At 71.6% G+C, this 22,693-nt stretch carries 22 protein-coding genes; 9 read left to right on the top strand and 13 right to left on the bottom strand.

The genetic code is table 11. The features are described from left to right. Positions 1 to 35: 35 nt before the first annotated feature. Positions 36 to 1,484, top strand: coding sequence for a glycosyltransferase family 87 protein (locus HDR73_RS10710; RefSeq protein ID WP_012299789.1), 1,449 nt, complete (start codon positions 36 to 38; stop codon positions 1,482 to 1,484). On the opposite strand, the gene HDR73_RS10705 is transcribed toward HDR73_RS10710, so the two are convergent. The 4 genes from HDR73_RS10705 to HDR73_RS10690 all read right to left on the bottom strand — a co-directional run bounded on the left by HDR73_RS10705 (position 1,485) and on the right by HDR73_RS10690 (position 4,726). Further along, positions 1,485 to 2,576 carry an ABC transporter ATP-binding protein gene (locus HDR73_RS10705; protein ID WP_012299790.1) on the bottom strand — a complete coding sequence of 364 codons (1,092 nt, stop codon included), beginning with the start codon at positions 2,574 to 2,576 and terminating at the stop codon, positions 1,485 to 1,487. Then, the gene (locus HDR73_RS10700; protein WP_012299791.1) at positions 2,573 to 3,352 is read right to left on the bottom strand and encodes an ABC transporter permease; all 780 of its coding nucleotides are present in this window, start codon (positions 3,350 to 3,352) and stop codon (positions 2,573 to 2,575) included. Before HDR73_RS10700 ends, HDR73_RS10705 begins: the two co-directional genes overlap by 4 nt. A 73-nt stretch (positions 3,353 to 3,425) precedes the next feature. After that, the gene (gene modA / locus HDR73_RS10695; protein ID WP_012299792.1) at positions 3,426 to 4,214 is read right to left on the bottom strand and encodes a molybdate ABC transporter substrate-binding protein; all 789 of its coding nucleotides are present in this window, start codon (positions 4,212 to 4,214) and stop codon (positions 3,426 to 3,428) included. Next, on the bottom strand, positions 4,214 to 4,726 hold the full coding sequence (locus tag HDR73_RS10690; RefSeq protein WP_012299793.1) for a TOBE domain-containing protein: 513 nt from the start codon (positions 4,724 to 4,726) through the stop codon (positions 4,214 to 4,216). The genes modA and HDR73_RS10690 overlap by 1 nt, the downstream gene beginning before the upstream one ends. Positions 4,727 to 4,819: 93 nt before the next feature. Here HDR73_RS10690 and moaA point away from each other — a divergent pair, with 93 nt between their 5' ends. The 3 genes from moaA (at position 4,820) to HDR73_RS10675 (ending at position 8,022) form a co-directional block, all read left to right on the top strand. Then, positions 4,820 to 5,905, top strand: coding sequence for a GTP 3',8-cyclase MoaA (gene moaA, locus HDR73_RS10685; protein WP_012299794.1), 1,086 nt, complete (start codon positions 4,820 to 4,822; stop codon positions 5,903 to 5,905). Between the two features lies 1 nt (position 5,906). Further along, positions 5,907 to 6,170, top strand: coding sequence for a MoaD/ThiS family protein (locus tag HDR73_RS10680; protein ID WP_012299795.1), 264 nt, complete (start codon positions 5,907 to 5,909; stop codon positions 6,168 to 6,170). A gap of 277 nt (positions 6,171 to 6,447) precedes the next feature. Further along, the gene (locus HDR73_RS10675; protein WP_012299796.1) at positions 6,448 to 8,022 is read left to right on the top strand and encodes an AAA family ATPase; all 1,575 of its coding nucleotides are present in this window, start codon (positions 6,448 to 6,450) and stop codon (positions 8,020 to 8,022) included. A gap of 1,368 nt (positions 8,023 to 9,390) precedes the next feature. Here the strand turns inward: HDR73_RS10675 and HDR73_RS10670 are convergent. The 6 genes from HDR73_RS10670 to HDR73_RS10645 all read right to left on the bottom strand — a co-directional run bounded on the left by HDR73_RS10670 (position 9,391) and on the right by HDR73_RS10645 (position 15,002). Beyond that, positions 9,391 to 9,870: a VOC family protein gene (locus HDR73_RS10670; protein WP_012299798.1), complete on the bottom strand. Its 480-nt coding sequence runs from the start codon at positions 9,868 to 9,870 to the stop codon at positions 9,391 to 9,393. A gap of 109 nt (positions 9,871 to 9,979) precedes the next feature. Beyond that, complete coding sequence (locus HDR73_RS10665; protein WP_012299799.1) at positions 9,980 to 10,945, bottom strand: DUF1648 domain-containing protein; 966 nt, start codon at positions 10,943 to 10,945, stop codon at positions 9,980 to 9,982. Further along, the gene (locus HDR73_RS10660) at positions 10,942 to 11,292 is read right to left on the bottom strand and encodes a GntR family transcriptional regulator (protein WP_012299800.1); all 351 of its coding nucleotides are present in this window, start codon (positions 11,290 to 11,292) and stop codon (positions 10,942 to 10,944) included. Before HDR73_RS10660 ends, HDR73_RS10665 begins: the two co-directional genes overlap by 4 nt. Before the next feature lie 47 nt (positions 11,293 to 11,339). Then, entirely contained in the window at positions 11,340 to 12,371 is a 1,032-nt protein-coding gene (locus tag HDR73_RS10655) for a LacI family DNA-binding transcriptional regulator (RefSeq protein ID WP_086935918.1), read from the bottom strand. Continuing rightward, complete coding sequence (locus HDR73_RS10650) at positions 12,350 to 14,383, bottom strand: aldo/keto reductase (RefSeq protein WP_012299802.1); 2,034 nt, start codon at positions 14,381 to 14,383, stop codon at positions 12,350 to 12,352. The genes HDR73_RS10655 and HDR73_RS10650 overlap by 22 nt, the downstream gene beginning before the upstream one ends. A gap of 139 nt (positions 14,384 to 14,522) precedes the next feature. Further along, positions 14,523 to 15,002 carry a MarR family winged helix-turn-helix transcriptional regulator gene (locus tag HDR73_RS10645; protein WP_041464685.1) on the bottom strand — a complete coding sequence of 160 codons (480 nt, stop codon included), beginning with the start codon at positions 15,000 to 15,002 and terminating at the stop codon, positions 14,523 to 14,525. Positions 15,003 to 15,108: 106 nt separating this feature from the next. Between HDR73_RS10645 and HDR73_RS10640 the strand changes: the two genes are divergently transcribed. Next, positions 15,109 to 15,606: a YflT domain-containing protein gene (locus HDR73_RS10640; protein WP_041464686.1), complete on the top strand. Its 498-nt coding sequence runs from the start codon at positions 15,109 to 15,111 to the stop codon at positions 15,604 to 15,606. A gap of 52 nt (positions 15,607 to 15,658) precedes the next feature. Here the strand turns inward: HDR73_RS10640 and HDR73_RS10635 are convergent, their stop codons facing one another. Continuing rightward, positions 15,659 to 16,270: a GNAT family N-acetyltransferase gene (locus HDR73_RS10635; protein WP_012299804.1), complete on the bottom strand. Its 612-nt coding sequence runs from the start codon at positions 16,268 to 16,270 to the stop codon at positions 15,659 to 15,661. Positions 16,271 to 16,441: 171 nt separating this feature from the next. Here HDR73_RS10635 and HDR73_RS10630 point away from each other — a divergent pair, with 171 nt between their 5' ends. Beyond that, on the top strand, positions 16,442 to 17,713 hold the full coding sequence (locus HDR73_RS10630) for a hypothetical protein (RefSeq protein ID WP_012299805.1): 1,272 nt from the start codon (positions 16,442 to 16,444) through the stop codon (positions 17,711 to 17,713). A gap of 25 nt (positions 17,714 to 17,738) precedes the next feature. On the opposite strand, the gene HDR73_RS10625 is transcribed toward HDR73_RS10630, so the two are convergent. Continuing rightward, positions 17,739 to 18,926, bottom strand: coding sequence for a ThiF family adenylyltransferase (locus tag HDR73_RS10625; protein WP_094146283.1), 1,188 nt, complete (start codon positions 18,924 to 18,926; stop codon positions 17,739 to 17,741). On the opposite strand from HDR73_RS10625, the gene HDR73_RS10620 reads away from it, so the two are divergent. Continuing rightward, a complete protein-coding gene (locus tag HDR73_RS10620; RefSeq protein ID WP_012299807.1) occupies positions 18,925 to 20,631 on the top strand; it encodes a glycosyltransferase family 39 protein in 1,707 nt (568 codons plus the stop codon). The genes HDR73_RS10625 and HDR73_RS10620 overlap by 2 nt on opposite strands. Positions 20,632 to 20,649: 18 nt before the next feature. On the opposite strand, the gene HDR73_RS10615 is transcribed toward HDR73_RS10620, so the two are convergent. Beyond that, positions 20,650 to 21,510, bottom strand: a complete 861-nt coding sequence (locus HDR73_RS10615; protein WP_041464687.1) for an alpha/beta fold hydrolase — start codon at positions 21,508 to 21,510, stop codon at positions 20,650 to 20,652. Positions 21,511 to 21,596: 86 nt separating this feature from the next. On the opposite strand from HDR73_RS10615, the gene HDR73_RS10610 reads away from it, so the two are divergent. Next, entirely contained in the window at positions 21,597 to 22,100 is a 504-nt protein-coding gene (locus HDR73_RS10610) for a CGNR zinc finger domain-containing protein (RefSeq protein ID WP_012299809.1), read from the top strand. Positions 22,101 to 22,153: 53 nt separating this feature from the next. Further along, positions 22,154 to 22,573 carry a hypothetical protein gene (locus tag HDR73_RS10605; RefSeq protein ID WP_012299810.1) on the top strand — a complete coding sequence of 140 codons (420 nt, stop codon included), beginning with the start codon at positions 22,154 to 22,156 and terminating at the stop codon, positions 22,571 to 22,573. Positions 22,574 to 22,693 lie beyond the last annotated feature (120 nt).

Genomic DNA, 22,693 nt, shown 5'->3' with positions numbered 1-22,693 from the left:
GGCGGCCGTCGAGCCGCGCGCCGCCATGATGGGGTGTGCGCACAGCCCTCACCGCCTTCGTCCTCGTCGTCATGGCCGCGCTCACCGGATGGTCGGTGGTCGCGTTCGATCTGTTCGGCGATGCCGACGACGAGGCGTTCTTCCGTCGCGAGGGTGCCGCGCCGCTGTTCTGGCTCGTGGTCGTCATCTGGGTGGTCTTCGGAGCGGCGGTCCTCCTGGTGCGGAAGCTGCCGGCACGATCCGCCGCTGCGCTCATCATCCTCGGATCGGTGGGCCTCGGCGCGGTCGCCATGGCCGGGCCGCCGAACACCAGCACCGACTCCGCGCGCTACGCCTGGGACGGCATCGTGCAGAACGCGGGCGAGTCGCCCTATCGCTACACGCCGGCCGACCCCGAGCTGCGGGACCTCCGGCCCGACTGGCTCTATCCGAAGACCGTCGTCGGGTCGGATGGAGCCGCCACCTGCGAGGGGAAGCGGATCATAGGCGTCCGCGAGGAGGAGACGCACGAGCCGATGTGCACGGCGCTCAACCGCCCCAAGGTCCCCACCATCTACCCGCCCATGGCCGAGCTGTTCTTCGCGGGCGTGCGCGCCGCAGTCCCGGTGACGGCCGAGTACTGGGCGTTCCAGGCCGCCGGGCTCCTGATGATGACGGCGGTGACGCTCCTGCTCGTCCGCGCGCTGCGGAAGCGCGGCAAGCCCGTGTGGTGGGCGGCGCTCTGGGCGTGGTGCCCGCTGGTGGCGAGCGAGGTGGTCACGAACTCGCACGTCGACGCGCTCGGGGCGCTGCTCGCGCTCGCGGCGTCGCTCCTCGTCGCGGGCGGGATGCGGTGGCGCGGCGGCATCGCCCTCGGCGCGGCCATCGCGACGAAGCTCATCCCGGTGATCGCGGCGCCGGCGCTGCTGCGGAAGCAGCCCTGGAAGGTGATCACCGCGGCGGTCGTCACGTTCGCCCTGCTCTACGTGCCGTACGTGCTCAGCACCGGGATCGCGGTGCTCGGCTACCTGCCCGGCTACCTGCAGGAGGAGGGCTACGGCGACGGCGGGCGGTTCCCGCTCGTGGAGCTCGTCGTTCCCGGGCAGTACGGGCTCATCGCGGTCGGGCTGATCCTCGCCGTGACCGCCGGCCTCGTCTGGTGGAGGACCGACCCGGCGGATCCGTGGCTCGGCCAGCTCGTGATGATCGGCGTGACGCTCCTCGCCGTGAGCCCGCGCTACCCCTGGTACGCGCTGCTGCTCATCCCGTTCATCGCGATGACGGGCCGCGGCGAGTGGTTCGCGGTGGTGGCCGCGCTCGCGCTGCGGCTGTTCGCGCCGGACGAGTGGGCCTGGCAGATCGCGCTCGCGGCCGCCCTGGTGATCGTCGTGGCCGGCTCGCTCGTGCGGCTCGGGCCGGACGGGCGCGCTCGGCTGATCCCCGCGGTCGTGCGGCGGCGGCTGGGCCGGGAGCGCGTGACCGCCGGCGGGCCGGACGCCGGCTGATCAGATCCCGCGCGGGATCCGCACGGTGAGGCGCTCGGCCGCGACCGGGCGGAGCGCGGCGAAGGACGCGGCGTCGAGCTCGGCGGTGATCTCGGTGCCCGGCTCGATGGCGACCGCGGCGGGATCGAGCGCGGTGACGGCGGCATCCGGTTCGGCGACGCGCAGCGCCACGCGGACGCGGCCCGCTGCGCCCTCCACCCGCCGCACGGTGCCGGTCGTCACGACGTCGCGGGTGCCGCCGCCGATGCCTTCCGGGGCGGGTCCGCGGGCCAGCCGCACGTCCGCCGGCGCGGCGATGATCACGACGGCCTGACCGTCGGCGTCCCGCCCCGTCAAGCGGTTCATGCCCACGAGCCTGGCCACGTACGCCGTCGCGGGCCGGGCGGCGACCTCGGCGGGCGCGCCCTCCTGCACCTGGCGGCCGTCCTCGAGCACGTGGATCCGGTCGGTCAGCGCGAGCGCGTCCACCGGATCGTGCGTCACCATCACCGCCGCCCCGCCGAAGCGCCGCAGCTCGTCGGCGAGGAGGTCGCGCACGTCGAGTCGCGTGCCCGCGTCGAGCGCCGCCATCGGCTCGTCGAGGAGGAGGAGCGCCGGCTCGAGCACGAGGGCGCGGGCGAGCGCGACGCGCTGCGACTGGCCGCCCGACAGCGCGGCGGGCCGGCGGTCGGCGAGCTGTGCGATCCCGAGCCGGTCGAGCAGGGCGCGCGCCCGGTCGTCGGCATCCGCGCGCGGGACCCCGTGCGCGCGCGGCCCGAAGGCCACGTTCTGGAGCGCTGACAGGTGCGGGAAGAGGAGGTGGTCCTGGAAGACGACGCCGATGCCGCGGCCCTCGGCGGGGATCCGCGCCGCGCCCCCGCCCGGCTCCTCGAGCACCCGGCCGTCGAGCGCGACGCGTCCCGCCGTGAGCGGCGCGAGCCCCGCGAGCGCGCGGAGCAGCGTGGACTTGCCTGCACCGTTCGGGCCGACGACCGCGGTCGCGGATCCGGCCGGCACCCGCAGGCGCACGTCGAGCCGGAACGCGGGTCGCTCGACGACGACGTGCGCGTCGAGCCCGTCGGCCGCCGTCCCGCGGCACGCCGACGCGCTCACGCGTGCACCCCCGACGCCCACCGGTCGCGCAGGCTCACCAGCACGACCACCGACACCGCGAGCAGCACGAGGCTCAGCACGACGGCGGCGTCCGGATCCGTCTGCAGCGCGAGGTAGGCGGACAGCGGCACCGTCTGGGTCACGCCGGGAAAGCTGCCCGCGAAGGTGAGCGTCGCGCCGAACTCGCCGAGCGCGCGGGCGAAGCAGAGCACCGCGCCCGCGCCGATGCCCGGCGCGACGAGCGGCAGGGTCACCCGGCGGAGCACGGTCCAGCGGCTCGCGCCGAGGGTCGCGGCCGCGTCCTCGAAGCGGCGGTCGGCGCCGCGCAGCGCCCCCTCCACCGCCAGCACGAGGAACGGCATGGCCACGAAGGTCTCGGCGATCACCACGGCGGGCGTCGTGAAGGGGATGGTGATCCCGGTCAGCGCCTCGAGCGGTCCGCCGATCAGCCCCCGCCGTCCGAGCAGGAGCAGCAGGGCCACGCCGCCGATCACGGGCGGCAGCACGAGCGGCACGGTCACGAGCGCGCGGAGGATCCGCTGCACCACGGGCGGGCGCCCCGCCGAGCGCGAGAGCACGAACGCGAGCGGCACCCCGAGCAGGAGGCTGAGCCCGGTCGCGGCGAGCGCGCTGCCGAGGGAGAGGCCGAGGGCGCGCGCGATGCCGGGATCCGCGAGCCGCTCCCCCAGCGTCGCCCACGGCGCGCGCACCACGAGGGCCGCGAGCGGCAGCACGAGGAACGCGAGGGCGACGCCCGCGGGGATCCAGAGCAGCACCGGGACGCGGTCGGCACGCTCGCCCGCGGGGACGCGCGTGCGGCTGCGGGCGCGGCTGCGGTCGGCGCGCAGCTCAGGGCGCACGGAACCCCGCGGCGGTGAACACGGACCGGGCGTCGTCGCCCGCCACGTAGTCGGCGAAGGCGGCGGCGAGGGCGGGCGACGCGGATTCGGCGAGCGGCGCCACGACGCAGTCCGTCGTCACGTTCACCTCGTCCGGCAGCGGCACGCCCTCGACCCGGTCGCCCGCGGCCCGCACGTCCGTCTCATAGACCACCGCCGCATCCACCTCGCCGAGCTCGACGCGCGTGAGGGCGGCGCGCACGTCCTGCTCGAGCGAGTCCGGCTGCGGCGTGACGCCCGCCTCCCGGAACGCCTGCGCCGCCGCGGCACCGCACGGCACCTCGGGCGCGCAGAGGGCGAGGGTGCGGGCGGGGTCGGCGAAGTCGGCGAGGCCGGCGATGCGGGCGGGGTTCCCGGGCGGCACCGCGATCTCGAGCGCGTTGCGGGCGAACACGCGCGGGTCCGCGGCCGTCTCGCCCGCGTCGACGACCGTCGTCATGGTGGCGTCGGAGGCGGACGCGAACACGTCCGCGGGCGCGCCCTGCACGATCTGCTGCGCGAGCGTCGAGCTGCCGCCGTACGACACCGTGACCGTCACGCCCGGGTGCGCGCCCTCGAAGCCGCGGGCGACCTCGTCCATGCTGCCGGTGAGCGACGCCGCGGCCTGCACGACGAGCGTGCCGGCGAGGGAGTCGGGGGCGGGATCGGGGACGCCGGAGGGCGCGGATCCACCGGCCGAGCAGCCGGCGAGGAGCCCCGCAGCCAGGGCGCCGACGACGACCGCGCGCGCTCCGCGCATCACGCCCGCCCGCCCGTCAGCGTCTCGGGCGCGAGCAGCTCGACGCCCACGTTCGTGGCCTTCACGGTCGCGGCGGCGGGCGCTCCCACCTCGAGCCCCAGCTCGTCGGCGGCCTCGCGGCTGATCAGCGACACCATCCGGAACGGCCCCGCCTGGATCTCGACCTGCGCCATGACGCCGTCCCGCACGACGCGCGTGACGATGCCCGGCATGCGGTTCCGCGCCGAGGCCGGCGGACGCCCGGCGCCGGATGCGGCGAGCGACCCGTCCGCGGCCAGCTCGGTCGCGAGGTGGGCGAGCTGCACGCCGTCGACCTGGATCAGCCGCCCCTCGCCGCGCACGAGGTCGAGCCGGCCGGCGTCGGCCCAGCGGCGGAGGGTGTCGTCGCTCACGCCGATGAGCGCGGCGGCCTCGCTCACGCGGTAGCGGAAGGGCCCGGATGCGGGTGCGACGGTGACGGGCGGCTCGGCATCCGCGGCGCGTGCGGGCGTGCGGTCCCTCTTCTGCGTCATGCGACGATCCTAGGCACCGCAGGCGCGGCTCGTGCCCGTCGCCCGCATCCGCTCGGCGTCGGCCCCGCTCCGACGCGCGCGTAGCCTGGGGGAATGAGCACCTCGCTGGGGATGCCGGCGATGCCGCGTCCCGCCGCCGCTCCGGGCCCCGCCCGGCCCGACGACCCGGCGCTCCTCGACCCCTTCGGCCGCCGCGCGACCGACCTCCGCATCTCGCTCACCGACCGCTGCAACCTGCGCTGCACCTACTGCATGCCGGCCGAGGGCCTCCCGTTCACGCCCGACCGGCAGGCGCTGCAGCTCGCCGAGATCGAGCGGCTCGTGCGCATCGGCACGCGCGACCTCGGCGTGCGCCAGGTGCGGTTCACGGGCGGTGAGCCGCTGCTGCGCCGCGACCTCATCGAGATCATCGCCGCGTGCGCCGCCCTCCCCGACCGGCCCGAGATCTCGCTCACCACCAACGCGATCGGCCTCGCGTCCCGCGCGCAGGCGCTCAAGGACGCGGGCCTCGACCGGATCAACGTCTCGCTCGACTCCGTGCACGCCGAGACGTTCCGGCTCATCACGCGGCGCCCGTTCCTCGACCGCGTGCTCGACGGCATCGACGCCGCCGCAGCCGCCGGGCTCACGCCCATCAAGATCAACGCGGTGCTCGTGCGCGGCGTCAACGACGACCAGGCGGCGGACCTCCTCGCCTGGGCCGTCGCGGGCGGCCACCAGCTGCGCTTCATCGAGCAGATGCCGCTCGACGCCGACCACGCGTGGGACCGCGACGAGATGATCACCGCCGCCGAGATCCGCGCGCGCCTGTCGGAGCGCTTCACGCTCGTGCCCGACGAGGAGCCGCGCGACGGATCCCCCGCCGAGCTCTGGCGCGTGCACTCGCTCGACGGCGGCGCGGGCACGGCGATGCTCGGCCGCGTGGGCGTCATCGCGAGCGTCACCGAGCCGTTCTGCGCCGACTGCCGCCGCACGCGCCTCACCGCGACGGGCGGCGTCCGCAGCTGCCTGTTCTCGCACGAGGAGACCGACCTGCTCGCGCCGCTGCGCTCCGGCGCGTCCGACGCCGAGATCGCCGACCTCTGGCGCGGCGCCATGTGGGCGAAGCCGAAGGGCCACGGCATGGACGACGCCGACTTCATCCAGCCCGCCCGCTCCATGAGCGCGATCGGGGGCTGACGTGATCGTCCCCGTGGAGCTCTTCGCCGCCGCCGCCGCGCTCGGTCGCACGACCGACACGCTCGACCTGCCGTCCGCGGCCGTCCTCGGCGACCTGATGGACGCGCTCGGCACGCGGGCCGCCGCGTCGGAGGATCCCGCGAACGCCGCCGCTGTCCTCGCCCGCTGCACCTACCTCGTCGAGGGCGTCGCGACCACCGACCGCGACGCGCCCCTCACGGCCGGCAGCGCGGTGGACGTGCTGCCGCCGTTCTCGGGCGGCTGATCCGATTTTCGGCATACTCGAGGACCGCCACGACTCCAGCCGCCAGCCGCTGATGGGCCGCAGAACCACGTAAAGCGATCGCGTTGTGCATTACTCGCAGCCGACCTGGCGCGATCGGGAGCATCGGCGCTTGGATTCACCCCTGACCTGGGGGCCTAACGGACTAGAGCGACCTTTATGCTGTAAGCGTGAATGACACACAGAGCGTGACTTTCGTGACGGAGGCCGTCAAGCCAATTAGCGATTCAAGGAACGTTATCGCTTTTGTACGTGCGGAATGGAACGACTGTTTACATGGCGCACTCTTGTTTACGCTTACTACTATGACCACCAGGGATCGCGATTTGAAATCGGTGGCGTCAAGATTGCCAAGCTCGACTTCGAATACAAAAACGACTCGGAGCATACCACGCCATTACCCACCCAATTCACGACTCTAGATAATACATATGCGCCCCTTGGGCAAGATGAATCGTACTACGCAAACTTGTTAAACCTCTTCGGCGTAAAGGAGACGAAACGCATCCTCGCTGCGGTCGGTGATATGGCCGTAGACCTGCGACGTTTCGAAAAGTTGCGGTCAGAACCGGTGGTATTCGAGTCGCTCATGCGCGACATTACCGGGAGTACCGTCACGGGCACTTACGCCCGCATACTCGCGGGTGACGGGCAGGATTCGTTTGCGCTTAAATACACAAGGCCTTCCACTAACGACCTAGCGGAATCAGTAATCCTTGACTTTGCGGTTCAGCCGGAATCTTTCCCGCCGACTAACGTACACGTGTTGGTTGGACGCAACGGTTCCGGTAAGACGACGCACCTTCGGGATATGGCCCTATCGCTTCTTGGGCCGAGCGCCGGTGAGAGTATCGGAACGTTTCGCGAACACGCCGACGTTTTGCCGGACATTGCCAACGTAGTCTATGTTTCCTTTAGTGCATTTGATAACGCGATCTTGCCGCATGAAGACAGCGTTGACAAATACGAAGTACGATATTCATACGTGGGCCTTGTAACGTCCGCTCCGGAGAATGAGACCAGCAGAACGTTTGGCACCAGCCATTCGGAAGACCATATTTCAATCGAGTCAAGAGCCCGGGATAAGATTGTGCCTACTCGGACACGGGCACCAGAAGAATTGGCTGAAGAGTTCGCGCGAAGCGCTTGGGTTGTAGTCCGTGAGAAATCGCGAGGTCTCTGGCGCGAAGCGCTTGAGACCCTAGAGTCGGACCCAATCTTTGCAGACGCAGACGTATCATCACTGGCCCAGCTGCATCACGAACCTTCATTCAAGCAGTTTGCTGCGCACGCCAAGATCATCTACGGGACATTAAGTTCTGGCCACAAGATAGTTCTACTCACTGTGACCAGGCTCGCTCAAAGCGTGACAGAGAAAAGCCTCGTGCTGATAGACGAACCCGAAGGGCATCTGCACCCTCCCCTTCTGTCAGCGTTTATCCGCACACTGTCAAACTTGATGAGCAGTCGCAATGGAATCGCCATTGTCGCGACGCACTCTCCGGTGGTCTTGCAAGAAGTACCTAGGAACTCCGCGTGGAAGATTCGGCGGGTCGCAGGAGTATCTCGTGCTAATCGACTTAAGGTGGAGTCATTTGGAGAAAACATAGGCGTGTTGACATCATCGGTTTTTGGCCTAGAGGTCTCCGCTTCTGGATTTCATAAGCTACTTCTTGACACCGCGGCCGAGGTACGTGACTTCTACCTAGTCCTTGAACGATTCAATGGGCAAATTGGCGGGGATGGGAGGGCCTTATTGTTATCTTGGTTTGCGAACCAAGGCCTGCCCGTGAGGTCATTCAAAGCAAATCGTGATTGGCCAGGCTACGAGTAATGCGAATCTCCTCAGCGCCGGCCGTCAATGTCGCATCCGTCCTCGACCGCTTATCATCCGGTGTTCGTATTGATACCGTCCACGCCTCCCGTAGCATGTTAATAAGGGCCGAGAAGACCTATAACTATTACTTGAGTCAGCAGGCCGCCACCAACGTTCCAACGGTTAATGCCGGCATCAGCTCGTCGACGGCAAAAAGCGTTAGGTGGGCTTACAAAAATCACCTTCGCTCTAGGAAAAGTGCTGGCCGGGAAATTTATGCCCTCTTGCGATCCCTAGCCGACTTGTGCCCAACTTGTCGAGTAAGAGATGCTGTGGCGCTCGATCACTACTTGCCGAAGGAAACATATCCTACATACGCGATCCAGCCAACGAATCTAGTCCCTATATGCACGTCGTGCAACGACAAAAAGTGGCACAAGCAAGCATCAAGCATTTATGATCAATTCTTACATCCGTATTTTGATGACTTACATGATGACTCATGGTTGATCGCCTCTGCCGTTAGGGGTGCGGGTCGATCTGTAACTTATAGCGTCGCGGCACAACACTTTTCAGACCCAATTCTCCAAAAACGCGTCGAGTTTCACCTTGAGTTTTTTGGACTTTCGCTCCTGTATGCCTCGAAGGCTAGTACCTATGTTGGAGGACATATAGCAATGCTTCAAGACGCTCATGCTAAAGGTGACCCCGAACATGTCAGCGACTTTCTATTCACTTTAAGTAGCTCGGTACAAATCTTCGGCGAAGAACCGTGGGTTGCAGCCGCACTTGCAGCTTGGGCAGCGGACTTGGAGTTTTGCGACGAAGGGTGGTACTAGCTTCTTAAATCTGCCTAAGGTGCATTTATGAAAGAATTGCGACCCGTGTGCAAAAGGCTATGACCGATGGGCCGGTCATGGTGGCCGATGCTTATGTCTTGCTTCAGATATCCGGCGTCCTGAATAGACAACTGGTCCGCCGGAGAATCTGGCGAGATGGGCAGATTTACTGCCACCCTTACCCAACTTGCTGTTAAAACAACTTGCGTTTACCGTCGATTATTAGTCAGAGGCTTATGTGCTTCGTATGGCCGCACACTTGTGACGATAAGTGCTGCAAGCAGGCAAAATTGTCTCCAACGTCCTGTTGTCCAGATTGGGTTTAACAACGGCGAAACACGTGACCGTCCGAGTGATCCGACGGCAGTCAAGCATCCTGCGAGTGCCGTGCCTGCCTAACCTGCTGCACCCGCCCCGGCGAGAGATTCCCGATCACCGACCGCGTCGAGCAAATCCCGGCTGGCAGAATCTCGGGCTTGCGCATGCCATGCCCGCGTGCCTCAGCCGCACTCCGATCCTGCCGAACCGGGACAGCGATTGAACGGCGTCAGCGCCCGTCGTACGCGGCCTGCAGCTCGGCCACGACGAGGCGGCCCATGCCCATCATCGCGGCCATCGCGCGCGCCGCGCCCTCGGGGTCGGGCCCGCCGATCGTGGTCGCCATCGCCTCCGGGACCACCTGCCACCAGAATCCCCAGCGGTCGCGCACCCAGCCGCAGCGGCCCTCCGTCCCGCCGTCGGCGAACGCGTCCCAGTAGCGGTCGACCTCCTGCTGGTCCGCAGCGGAGATCGACAGGGACACCGCCTCGGTCGCCTGCATGCCGGGGCCGCCGTTGAGCAGGCGGTGCGGCTGGCCGTCGAGCTCGAGGTCGACCACGAGGGCCGTGCCGCGCAGGGCCGGGTCGGGGAAGTCGTCCGGGTAGCGCGAGGTGTCGAGGATCCGCGAGCCCGGGAACAGGTCGACGTAGAACCGCGCCGCCTCCTCGATCCCCTCGCCGAACCAGAGGGTGGGGGTGATGCGCGACATGGCTGCTCCTCGTGTCCGACGGCGGCCTCGTCGCGCACCGTCGGGGCCACGCTAGCCACCGGCGAGCCTGCCGACCAGAGTCCGACCGACAGCGGATGCGGCGGGCGGCTCAGGCCGCGCGGCGCCCCGCGAGGAGCGCCTCGAGGACGGCAGCGCCGCGATCCGCATCCGCCACGGTGACCAGCCGGGCGCGCCCGCCGGTGAGCCGCACGACGAGGCCGGGCCCGGAGCGCGTCACGTAGGCGACGCCGCGGCCCGACACGCGCAGACCCCAGCCGCCCCACTGCCCCGGCGAGACGTCCTCCCACCCCGCCGACTCGATGCGGGCGAGGGGCACGCGCATGATCGGGATCCGCGTCCAGGTCGAGACGACCCGGAGCCCGCGCCGGTCGACCGTCACGTCGACGCGCGCGAGCGCCAGCATCGCGAGGCCGGCCACGACGAGCGGGATGCCGGAGAGGGCGGCCGTGTCGGCGTCCACCGCCGACGCGCTTGCCGCGGCGACGAACCCGAGCACCACGACGACCGCGCCGATCCCCGCGAACCACCCGCTGCCGGTCCGAGCGCGCCAGGCGACCCGGGCCGTGGCGGGGATCTCGAGCGGCGCCACGTCGTGCGCGGGCAGAGGCCCGGCGGCGCGGACCAGGACAGCCACGGGGATCCCGGCCGCCGTTGCGCCCGCGCCCAGCAGCACGACGCTCCACCAGACGGGGAGGGTGCCGTCGCCGACGGCGGCGGACGCCGCGGTCGCGATCCATCCCGCGGCGAGGATGCCCGTCACGAGGTTCGCGACGAGGAGCACCGTGGCCGCCGTGCGCCGATCCCGCGCTCGCAGGGCGGCGACGGCCAGCGCCACGGCCACGACCGCGAGTCCCAGCGCGACCGCGAGCATCGCCCAGGGCGAGCCCCATCCGTCGGGCGTCCCGTCGGCGGCGAAGTGCACGGCGATCCGGCCGGGGAGCGTCGGCGCGAGCACCACGGCCGCGACGCCGAGCGCCAGGGCGATGACCGCCGCGGGGGCGACGACCGCGACACGCGCGCCGGTCGGCAGGGGCAGGGGTGCTGGGGTGGTCATCGTGCTCCCTTGATCATGGTGAACAGGTCGTCCATGGGCACGCCGAGGGTGTCGGCCTGCTCGCGCAGCTCCTCGACGAGGGTGCGGAGGCGGTCGAAGGACGCGTTGCCCGAGCGGATCACCGTGGCGCCGCGACCGCGCCGCAGCTCGATGAGCCCGTCTGCTTGGAGGCTCGCGTAGGCGCGCAGCACCGTGTGCATGTTCACGTCGATGGAGGCCGCGAGGTCGCGCGCCGACGGCAGCCGCTCCCCGCTCGCGACCTCGCCGCGCGCAATGGCGTAGCGGATCTGCGTGGCCACCTGCTCGGCGAGCGAGGTCTTCGCCGTGGGATCCACCGTGATGAGCATGTTCGCATTCTATGCGAACAATCCCACGCATGGCCAGGGCCAGAGGATCACGCCGACTCGCGCACCACCAGCTGGTGCCGCACCGTGCGGATCACCTCGGGGCCGGAGCGCGGGAGCTCGCCCGCGATCATGGCGACGGCGAGGTCGAGCGCGTGGCGGGCGAGCTCGTCGAGGTCCACCGCGAGCGTCGTGAGGGTGGGGGCGAGCAGGCGGCCGAGCGACAGGCCGTCGATCCCGACCACGCGCACGTCGCCCGGCACGTCGACGCCCGCGCGGCGGCAGGCGGAGAGCACGCCGAGGGCGCAGACGTCGTTGAAGGCGACGATCGCGTCGGCCGTGCGCGGGCGCGCGACCACGCGCTCGGTCGCGACGGCGGCGGCCTCCGCGGTGGGCGCCGACGCGCGGACGACGGAGACCTCCATCGACCGCGCCTCGAACGCGCGCACGAGCAGGGCGGCGCGCGGGCTGGGTCCGGCGGCGACCGCCGCGTCCAGCACCACCGGGTGCCGCACGCCGACCGCCTCGAGGTGGTCGGCGAGGGCGTCGATGGCCTCCGACGGATCCAGCTGCACGGCGGCGCGGAGCGGGTCGCCGCGCGGATCCAGCTCCACGACGGGCACCGAGCCCAGCCGGGCGATCCACTCGGCGGCCCGCGACCCGAGCGTCCCGATCACGGCGTCGGTCTGCGCGCCGAGCGCCTCCACCATGCGGTCGGAGTCGGCGGCGAGGCCCACGTCGGCAAGGGACACGTTCCAGCCGCGGGCCGCCGCGATCCGCACCACCGCGGCCGCGAGCTCGGGCGACCACGGGTTCCGCAGGTCGTCGACGACGAGGCCGAGCTGGTGGTCCCCGCCCGTCACGAGGCCGCGGCCGAACCGCGACGGCCGGTACGCGAGCGCCTCGGCGGCGTCGAGCACGCGCCGCTTCGTCTCCTCGCTGATGCCCGGCATGCCGTTCATCGCGCGCGTGACGGTCTGGCGGGAGACGCCCGCGGCGGAGGCGACGTCGTAGATCGTGGCGCGGCCGGCCGGCTCCCGACCGGTCGCGCCCGGTCCGCTCAGCCCCGCAGGTCCAGCCACGCCACCTGCTCCGGGGTGAGCTCGACGGACAGGCCGCGCATCGAGGAGCGCACCTCCGAGATGGTGCGCGGCCCGAAGAGCGGGAAGGTCGGGAACGGCTGCGCGAGCACGTACGCGAGCGCGATCGCCGTGGCCTGGACACCGTGCTCGGCCGCGAGCTCCTCGGCGCGGCGGAGGCGCTCGAAGTTGTCGTCGCCGTAGTAGCAGCGCACGAGCTCCGGGTCGCTCAGGTCGTCGGGGCGGGCACGGCCCGTGAAGAAGCCGCGCGCCTGCGACGACCACGGCAGCAGCGGGACCTGCCGCTCCTCGAGCCACGCCTTTGACGCTGGATCCGTGACGTGGACGCAGCCCGCCCACGGCACGTCGTACGCCTCGGCCAGGCCGAAGTGGTCGCTCAGCGCCTGGAACCCGGCGCGGCCGTTCGCCTGCGCGTAGGCCTGCGCCTCGTCGAACCGCTCGGGCGTCCAGTTGGAGACGCCGTAGGAGCGGATCCGCCCGGCGCGCTGGTGCTCGTCCATCACGTCGACGAACTCCCCCACCGGCACGTCCGGGTTGTCGCGGTGCATGAGGTAGATGTCGGCGTAGTCGGTGCCCTGGCGCTCGAGGCTCTCGAGCAGCTGGCTCGTCAGCGACTCCGGGTCGCAGTGCGGGGTGTGGGCGCCCTTGGTGATGACGACCACGTCCTCGCGGATGCCGCGGTTCCGGATCCACTTCCCCAGGCGCCCCTCGAGCACACCGCCGCCGTAGATGTAGCCGGTGTCGAAGGCGTTGCCGCCCTGCTCGACGAAGTGGTCGAAGATCGCGGACGCGTGCGCGAGGTCGGGCTGGTTGTCGACGCCCATGACGAGCCGCGACATGCGCTTGCCGACGCCGGGGATCTCGCCGTAGAGCATGGGGCTGTCGTCGCGGACGCGGAGCGGGCGGCCGGAGACGGTGGGGATGTCGGCGTCCTCGGCCTCGAACGGGTAGCGCAGCTCGAGCGCGGCGCGCCAGCGGTCGAGCGTGCGGGCGGTGGCGAGCGTCTCGTCGAGGGTCATCTGCGCGGACTCGCCGAGGCCGGCCGCGAGGGCGTCGGTCGTGGCGTCGGCCTCGATCGCGTACGGCTTCGCGCCCGCGAACGAGAGCGTGCGCGGCTCCTCGCCGACGACGGAGACCTCGATGGTCGGCGCATCGCCGAGGGTCCACGGGTCGCTGAGGTGGATGCGGCCCTTCGAGCCGAGGATCGTGAGCGCCTGCGGCTCGTCGAGCGCGACGCCCGTGCGGAGGGTCGCGGTGATGCCCGGCTTCCCCGCGACGCCGCGGTAGGTCGCGCGCGCGACGGACCACTCGTCGACGCCGGTGGGGCCGACCGTGCCGTCGACCTCGAGGGTCAGCGGCTCGGCGACGGCGATCCCGGTCGCTGCCTGCACCACGGCGGCCACGGCGGTGACCGTGTAGCCGCCGACGTCGAGGATCCCGCCGCCCGCGGTCGCGGTGTCGTAGAGGCGGCCGGTGCGGGATCCGGTGCGGAAGGAGAAGGACGCGTCGACGTGGGCGACGTCGCCGATCACGCCGTCGCGCAGCAGCTGGAGGAGCGCCGCGGTCTGCGGGTGGAAGCGGTACATGTACGCCTCGACGAGCGGCAGGCCGGCCTCGCGGGCCGCGTCGACGAGCGCCATCGCGGTGCCGTGGTTGACGGCGAGCGGCTTCTCGCAGAGGACGGCCTTGCCAGCGTCGAGCGCGCGGATCACGAGGTCGGCGTGGCCGGTGTGCACGGTGGAGATGTAGACGGCGTGGACGGCGGGATCCGCGAGGACGGCGTCGTAGTCGGCGCCCGTGACGTCGGCGAAGCCGTGATCGGCCGCCTCGGTCGCGAAAGCCTCGGCGCGCTCGGCGCTCGAGCTGCCGGCGGCGACGAGTCGCGCGCCGCGCTCGCTCGCGGGGAGCTGGGAGAGGAAGCGGCGGGCGATGCTGCCCGGGCCGAGCACCGCCCAGCCGGGTGCGGTCGGGGTGGTCGTGGTGGGGTCGGTCATGGTGGAGCCCTTCGCGGCGTCGTCGGCGTGAACGTTCACGACAACGCTAAGGGGCAGGGCGCCGGGTCGTCAAGGGTCGTGGTGATGGCGGCCCGTGAACGTTCACGTGCTGCGTGGCGATCGTGGAGCGGAAGGGTTGTCAGGACCGCTCCCCGCCCTCCGCCTCGATCTCCGCGACGAGCCGCCCGAGCAGCCGCGTCAGCTCGGTGCGCTCCCGGGCCGACCAGTCCCCTACGAGCTCGCCGAGGAGCGCGCGGGCCGTCGCGGAGTTGCGGTCGAGCACGCGCTCGGCGTCGGGGGTCGCGCGCACGAGGACCGCGCGCCGGTCGTCGGGGTCGGGCTCGCGGATCACGAGACCCCGCGCCTCGAGGCGCTGGACGTGCGCGGTCATCGTCGACTTGTCGACGCCCTGCCAGTCGGCGAGCACGCGCATCCGGGTCGCGCCGCACTCGGCGAGGTGGCCGAGGAGCCAGGTGTCGGTGGACGAGAACGCCTCGCCCTCGTCGGCCAGCATGCGCCGGCGCACGTCGGGCCGGGACGCCCAGCGGGTGATCGCGAGGACCGCCCGCTCCATCACCGCCCCGACCGCGGCGCCCTCCTTGCCTGGGAGCTCGCTCACCGTTCGATCCCCGTCCCCTCCGTACTCGCCGACCGTTGGTATCCTCAAACCATATCGCCCGATCCGGCTGGATCGGCACACCGCACGATCCGAGAGGAAGCACCCCATGTCCACCCCGAGCACCGACCCCCGCGCGCACGCCGTCCCGGCCACGCCCCGCGAGGTGATCGCGAGCTACACCGAGTACGCCGACGCGCAGGCCGCCGTCGACACGCTCTCCGACCGGGAGTTCCCGGTCGCCTCGACGCAGATCGTGGGCCACGACGTCCGCACCGTCGAGACCGTCACGGGTCGGGTCACCAACAGCAGCGCCGCGGTGCGCGGGGCCGCGGGCGGCGCGTGGTTCGGACTGATGCTGGGCTTCCTGTTCGGCATCTTCACCCCCGGCGTCGCCTGGCTCGGCGTGTTGCTGGTCGCGGTCGGCATCGGCGCGCTCTGGGGCGCGCTGTTCGGCTTCGTCGGCCACTACGCCACGCGCGGCAAGCGCGACTTCGCCTCCGTCCAGACGCTGACCGCCGGCCGCTACGACGTGCTGGTCGACAGCGCGCGGGCCGCCGAGGCGTCGCGGATCCTGTTCGACACGACGGGCGCGCCGCGCGCCTGACCCGCGGCATCGCCACGACGCGGACAGACGGCTCAGCCGCCCGTCCGCGTCGTCATGTCCGGGGTGCGTCCCGCGGCGCCTCGAGCGTGAGCCACTCCTCGTCGACGCGGTAGCCGAGCGCCGTGCCGGCCGCGATGATCGCCGCGTTCTCGCTCGATCCGCCCGTGCGGAAGACGGCGACGCCCGCCTCGACCAGCGCCAGCACGGACGCCGCCTTCACCGCGGTGCCAAGTCCGCGCCCGCGATGGGCGGCGTCGACGACCGTCACGTCCGTCTCGGCGGCGCGGCCGGCGGGATCAACATCGACGAACGTCATCGCCAGGAGCCCGCCCGCGGGGTCGAACGCGCCGAAGCCGCGGCGTCCTGCCGCCGGGACGCGGGCCGAGTCCGGTGTGAGGCCCGCATGGCGGGTGGCCGGGCCGCCCGGGTAGTCGGCCAGCGTGGCGGCGTCGAGGGCGAGGATCGCCGGGACGTCGTGCGGTGCGAGCTCGCGCAGCACCGCGGATGCGGTGACGCGGTCGACGAGCGCCCGCAGCCGTGCGGGATCCGCGTCCGCCGCATCGAGCTGCGCGCCCCACGAGCGGGCGGTCACGATCCAACCGGCGGCACGCAGCTCCGACGCCCGCAGGTCGTCGGATCGGGCGATGACGGGCTCGGCGCTCATCCTGCGAGCCTGGCATGGCGGGGCCGCGCATCGGGCACCCGGGCCCGTGCCGGTCACCCTGCGGGCGGGCCGCGTGCGGGTGCCCCGATCGGGGGCGACACGGGCGGCTGGCGCGGTGGGAGACTCGCGCCGTACCCGACCGGGCCGCGCGGCCCACCCGAAGGAGTCCCCGTGGATGACGACGTCCAGCTGATCAGCGATGGAGACGGCCTGGCCGTCATCGGCGAGCCGGCCGCGGTGGAGCGGTTCCTCGCGGCGAACGAGCTGCCGAAGGGGCGGGACCTCGGGCTCGAGCGGCTGAAGCCCGTCGCCGGCATGGCGGCGGCCGCGGTGCAGGCGGGCTCGGTCGTCGCCGAGAACCACGGGCGGTGGGTGAAGCTGTCGGAGAAGTCGACGGCGCTCCTCAAGCAGCACTCCGCCATGAAGGGGTCGCTGCCCACCCTCGAACGCGGCGTGATCATGGACGGCAACAAGATCAAGGGCATCGTCGAGTTCGCGCGGGGCCCGGGCGCGTACCTGACCAACCCGGCGATCCTCTCCGGCGCCGCCGGGATCATGGCCCAGTACGCCATGCAGCAGGCCATGGACGAGATCAGCGACTACCTCGCCGTCATCGACGCGAAGGTCGACGACATCCTCCGCGGCCAGAAGGACGCCGTGCTCGCCGACATGATCGGCGTGGAGATGGTCATCGACGAGGCGACGCTGATCCGGGCCCAAGCCGGCCGCGTCTCCGACATCACCTGGTCGAAGGCGCAGGGCACGACGCAGACCCTCGCGCGCACGCAGGGCTACGCGCTCCGCCAGCTCGACGCCCTCGCCGAGAAGTTGGAGCGCACCACGAAGGTCGACGACCTCGTCAGGGTCACGAAGGACGCCGAGGCGACCGTGCGCGAGTGGCTCGCGGTGATCGCCCGCTGCTTCCAGCTCCAGGACGCGGTCGCCGTGCTCGAGCTCGACCGCGTGCTCGACGCGTCGCCCGAGGAGCTCGACGAGCACCGCCTCGCGCTGCGCGTCGTGCGGCAGAACCGGCTCGCCGTGATCGGCCGCACGACCGACCGGCTGCTCGAGCGCATGGACGCCGCAGCCGGCACCGCGAACGCGAAGGTGCTGCTCAACCCGTTCGACTCCCGAGCGATCGTGGGATCAAGCAATCGCGCCGCCACCGGCGTCGTGCAGTTCAACGGCCTGCTCGGCGTCGCCGACGAGCGCGAGTCGCTGGAGGCGCGCCGCTGGCTGGCGGCGGTCGGCGACACGTGGGACTCCGCGCGAGACCAGGGCGCCGAGGGAGTGGACGCCGCACGGCGGCTCGGAGCGGCAGCGTTCGGACGCGGTCGCGCGGCAGCCGACGGCCTGTCGCTGAAGCTCGCGGAAGGCGCGCTGCGTCGCTGCAAGGGCAAGGGCGATCAGACGACGGACGCCCCAGAGGACGACGCGAGCTGATCGCTCCGGGGCGCAGGGCCGCCCGTCACGCCCGCCCCGCCACGCTCCGCCACGACTTGATCCCGCCGCGCAGGCTCACCGCATCCCGGCCCGCCTCGCGGAGCGCCGCCGCGGCCGCCCGCGAGCGCACGCCCGAGGCGCAGTAGACGACGACGCGGTCGGTGATCTCGCCGGGCACCGCGCCCGGATCCACCGTGACGATGCGCACCGGCACCGCGACGTGGCCGGGGATGGAGTCGACGAGGCGCTCGTCGGGCTCGCGCACGTCGAGGAGGACGACCCGCTCGTCGGAGGCGAGGATCCGCTCCACCTCCTCCGCGTCGAGCTCCGTGCCGTCGGTAGCGGCGCCCACGCCGCAGAAGAGGTCGTAGTCGGCGAGCGCCGTGACCCGCTGGCGGCCCTTCGCGCGCTTCACGCCGATGGTGCGGCTGGTGCCGGCGAGCGCGTCGAGCACGACCACCCGGCCGAGGAGCGGCTGACCCGCGCCCGTGACGAGCTTGATGACCTCGGTCGCCATGAGCGAGCCGACCGTGCCGCAGACCGCGCCGAACACGCCCGCCTCCTCGCAGGAGAGCACGGCGCCGTCGGCGGGCGGCTCGGGGAACACGTCGCGGTAGTCGATGCCGCGGCCGTCGGGCGCCGCGTCCCAGAAGACGGTGACCTGCGCGTCCCAGCGGTACACGGATCCCCACACGCACGGCACGCCCACGAGGGCCGCCGCGTCGCTGATGAGGTACCGGGTGGCGAAGTTGTCGGTGGCGTCGACGACCACGTCGTAGCCGCTGAGGATCCCGATGGCGTTGTCATTGGTGAGCCGCTCGGCGTGCTCCACGACCTCGACGCCGGGGTCGGTGCGGTGCACGGAATCCGCCGCTGACGAGGTCTTCGGGCGGCCCACGTCGGGCGTGCCGTGGATGGTCTGGCGCTGGAGGTTGGAGAGGTCCACAGCATCGTCGTCTACGATTCCGAGGGTCCCGATCCCCGCCGCGGCCAGGTACTGCAGCACGGGGGAACCGAGGCCGCCCGCGCCGATCACGAGCACGCGCGCCTGGTCGATGCGGGACTGACCCCCCATCCCGATGCCGGGAAGGGCGAGGTGCCGGGAGTGGCGTTCGCGCCTCTCCTGCGCATCCTGCCCGGAGCCATGACCACCGAGGCCCCGCCCCCCGGGGTGCGTGCCGTCCAGATCGACGAGCGGCAGAGACGACCCCATGACAGACCTCCGTACGGACGGCGGACGCGGACCCGCGTCGACCGGACCCAGCGTACGACGGCCCGCCGACGGTCCCCGCGGCGGCCGCCCGCACGGCCCCCTCGGCCGCTTCCACCACCGTCGCTGGGGCGACGCCTGGCTCATCGGCCTCCTCGGCTTCCTGCTCGCGCTCCCCCTCGCCGGCGCGCCCTCCGTCTGGTACGACGAGGCCGCCACCGTGATCTCGGCCACGCGCGGCTGGGACGACCTCCTCCGCGAGCTCGGCACGGTCGACGCCGTCCACGGCCTCTACTACGCGGGCATGAAGGTGTGGTTCGAGCTGGTCGGCTACTCGCCCACGTCGCTCCGCTTCCCGAGCGCGGTCTTCATCGGGCTCGCCGCGGCGGGCGTGGTGCTCCTCACGCGCACGGTCTCCACGCGCGCGACCGGCATCGTCGCCGGCATCGTGTTCGTCGTGATCCCCCGCTCGGCGTGGATGGGCACCGAGGGCCGCTCGTTCGCGCTCGGCACCCTCATCGCGGTCGCGCTCACGATCGTGCTGGTGCTCGCGGCCCGCCGCGCCGGATCCCGCTGGCAGGTGCAGGCCAGGTGGTGGGCGCTATACGGGCTGCTCGCGTGGCTCGGCGCATCCACGTTCGTGTACCTGGCGCTGCTCGTGGGCGCGCACGGCGTCGTGATCCTGTGGGCCATCGCGTCCGCGCGCGTCGGCCGCCGCAGCCGCCGGCCCATGGTCGTGTCGCTGCTCGGCTGGGCGCTCTCCTCCATCGCGGCCGGGCTCCTGTCGCTGCCGCTCGTGCGCGTGGTGACGGAGCAGTCCGGCCAGGTCGGGTGGATCGATCCCATCGGCCCGAACACGGTCACGCAGGTGCTCTCGACGCAGCTCTTCTACCAGAACGACGTCTTCGCGGTGATCGCGTGGGTGCTCGCGCTCCTGGGCCTCGCGCTGCTGGTGCGCCGCGGGATCCGACTGGTGCGCGCCCGCCGCGCCTCCACGGTCGAGCCCGAGGGCGGCATCGCCGAGTTCGAGTCCGCGTACCTGCACGCCGGGTGGTCGCCGACGATCCTGCAGCTCGCGGTGGTGTGGTTCGCCGTTCCGACGCTGCTGCTCATCGGCGCGTCCACCCTCATGTCGCCGCTGTACTCGCCGCGCTACATGGCGTACACGGCACCCGCGTTCGCGATGCTCATGGCCGTGGGGATCCTCGCGCTCAAGTGGAAGCCGCTCATCGCCGCCGTCACCGCCGTACTGGTGACACTGTCGCTCATGCAGCTCGTGCACGACCGCACCACCACCGTGAAGGCCGACTCCGACTGGGCCGCCATCGCGCGGATCGTCTCCGAGGAGCGCGCCCAGGAGGCGCCCGACACGACCGATGCCGTGATCTTCGGGCCGGTCCGCCGCCACCCGAAGGCGACCTCGCGCATCGTCGCGTACTCCTACCCGGACGCGTTCCGCGGCATGGACGACATCCTGCTGCGCACGCCGCCCGGCGACACCGACGGCCTCTGGGAGGAGACGTACCCGCTGGCCGACCGGGTCGACGAGGTCGAGGGCGCCGACGTGGTGTGGCTGGTCACGAGCGACAAGCAGGACATCCGGGACGACGTGGCCGAGGCCCTCACCCCGCGCGGCTTCGCGAAGACCGACGACTGGCACGTGAAGAACGCGAACATCGAGCGCTACGAGCGGGTCGCGGCGGGCTGATCGTGGCCGGCCTCGCGGTCACAACCCGTCGTGCCACTCCCCGATCGCCGCGAGGACGCGGTCGAGGTCCGACTCGAGCAGGAAGTGCCCGCCGTCGACGAGCTCGATCCGCGCGTGCGGGGCGTCGCGCCGGAAGGCCTCCGCGCCGGACGCGGCGAAGATCTCGTCGTTCCGCCCCCAGATCGCGAGCACCGGCACCCGCGACTCCCGCAGCCACGCGTGCACCGCCGGGTACAGGTCGCGGTTGGTGGCGTAGTCGCGGAACAGCGCGAGCTGCACGTCGTCCTGACCCGGGCGGGCGAGGAGCGCGAGGTCGTGCTCCCAGGCGTCGGGATCCACGACCGTCGGATCCGGCACGCCGTGCGTGTACTGCCACTCGACCGCATCGCGGCCGAGGGCCGGGCGGAGGGCGTCGCGCGTGGCGTCGGTGCGCTCGGCGGCATCGGCCCAGATCGGATCCCAGAACGAGGGCATGAAGCCCTCCTCGTAGGCGTTGCCGTTCTGCGTGATGACGCCCGTGACGGCGGCCGGGTCGGCGAGCGCCAGGCGCCAGCTGATGGGCGCGCCGTAGTCCTGCACGTAGATCGCGTAGCGGGTGACCCCGATGGCCGCGAGGAACCCGCGGGTCACCTCGGTGAGCGCGGCGAACGAGTAGTCGAAGTCCTCGGCGGACGGCGCGGACGAGCGGCCGAACCCGACGTGGTCCGGCGCGATGACGCGGAACCGGCCCGCGAGCGCGGGGATCAGGTGCCGGAACATGTGCGAGCTCGACGGGTACCCGTGCAGGAGCAGGAGCACGGGCGCGTCGGCGGGCCCGGCCTCGCGCCAGAAGACGTCGAGGCCGTCGATCGAGACGGTGCGGTGGTGGACGGTGACCATGACTAACCCCTTAGACTTGTTTTGGTGGTTAGTCGGACGGTAGCATGAATCCATCGCGCCACCCGAGCGCGGAGGATCGAGGAGCCGTGGACCACGACGAGGAGCTGCTGCTGGCGCTGCTGAACAGCGCGCCCGTGGTCGACGGCCACCGGGACGACCGGCTCGCCGGGGCATCCGGCCGCGGGCTGGCCCGCGGTTGGGGCGGCACCGGCACCGCTGCCGAGGTCGAGCGCCTCCGCCGCACGCGCGACGCCCTGCACGCCGTGATCCGCGGCGGAGCGCCCGCGACACCGGCGGTCGACGAGCTCGCGGCCGTGGTCGACGGTGTCGTCCGCACGCCGCGCGTCACCCCCGACGGCGTCACCTGGGACCTGCACGTGCCCGCCGACGACCGCCTCCCGGTGGACGCCGTGCTCGCCTGGTCGAGCGTCACCGCCCGGCTGCCCGGCCGACTCCGCCCGTGCGCCAACGCCGAGTGCGAGCTCTTCCTCATCGACCACAGCCGCCCGGGCACGGCCCGCTGGTGCTCGATGGCGACCTGCGGCAACCGGATGAAGGCCCGCGCGCACGCGCAGCGGGTGCGCGACTGAGGCGGCCCGTACCCGACGCGCCGCGCCATCACGGCAGCCGCTACCGTCACCCCGTGAGCACATTCTTCGTCGCCGGCAGCTGGCGCAACCGGGAGGCCGTGGGCGACGTGGTCGCTGCGCTCGATGCCGTCGGCGTGCGGTCGTACTGCTTCGTCCGCGCCGCCTACGACGCGGATGCGGCCGTCTTCGCGGCGCCGGGTGGTGCGGACGATGCCGACCTCGACGACCCGGGGATCCGGCGGCTGTTCGAGCAGGATCTCGCCGCGCTCCGGGCAGCCGACCGGTTCGTGCTCGTGCTCCCCGCCGGTGCCGCCGCGCACATGGAGGCGGGCATCGCCGTCGGGCTCGGGAAGCCGTGCGTCGCGGTCGGCGCGGCGGAGCGTACGGAGACGCTGCACCTCGCCTTTGAGGCGATGTGCGCCGGACCGACCGGACGGATCCGTCACCTCCGCGACACGGGAGCCGTGGGCTAGCTGTAGTTCCTCGGGAGGTTGTGAACGCTGGGGCGGATAGCGAAGACCTCCGGGACGATGTGAGTTACCAAGCACACGTCATCACCGGAGGTCTTCGTGACTCACGCTAACGCCCCGTTC

Source organism: Clavibacter sp. (genome assembly GCF_014802555.1).
GTDB classification, from domain to species: Bacteria; Actinomycetota; Actinomycetes; order Actinomycetales; family Microbacteriaceae; genus Clavibacter; species Clavibacter sepedonicus.
This window is presented reverse-complemented; position numbering and strand designations above follow the sequence as displayed.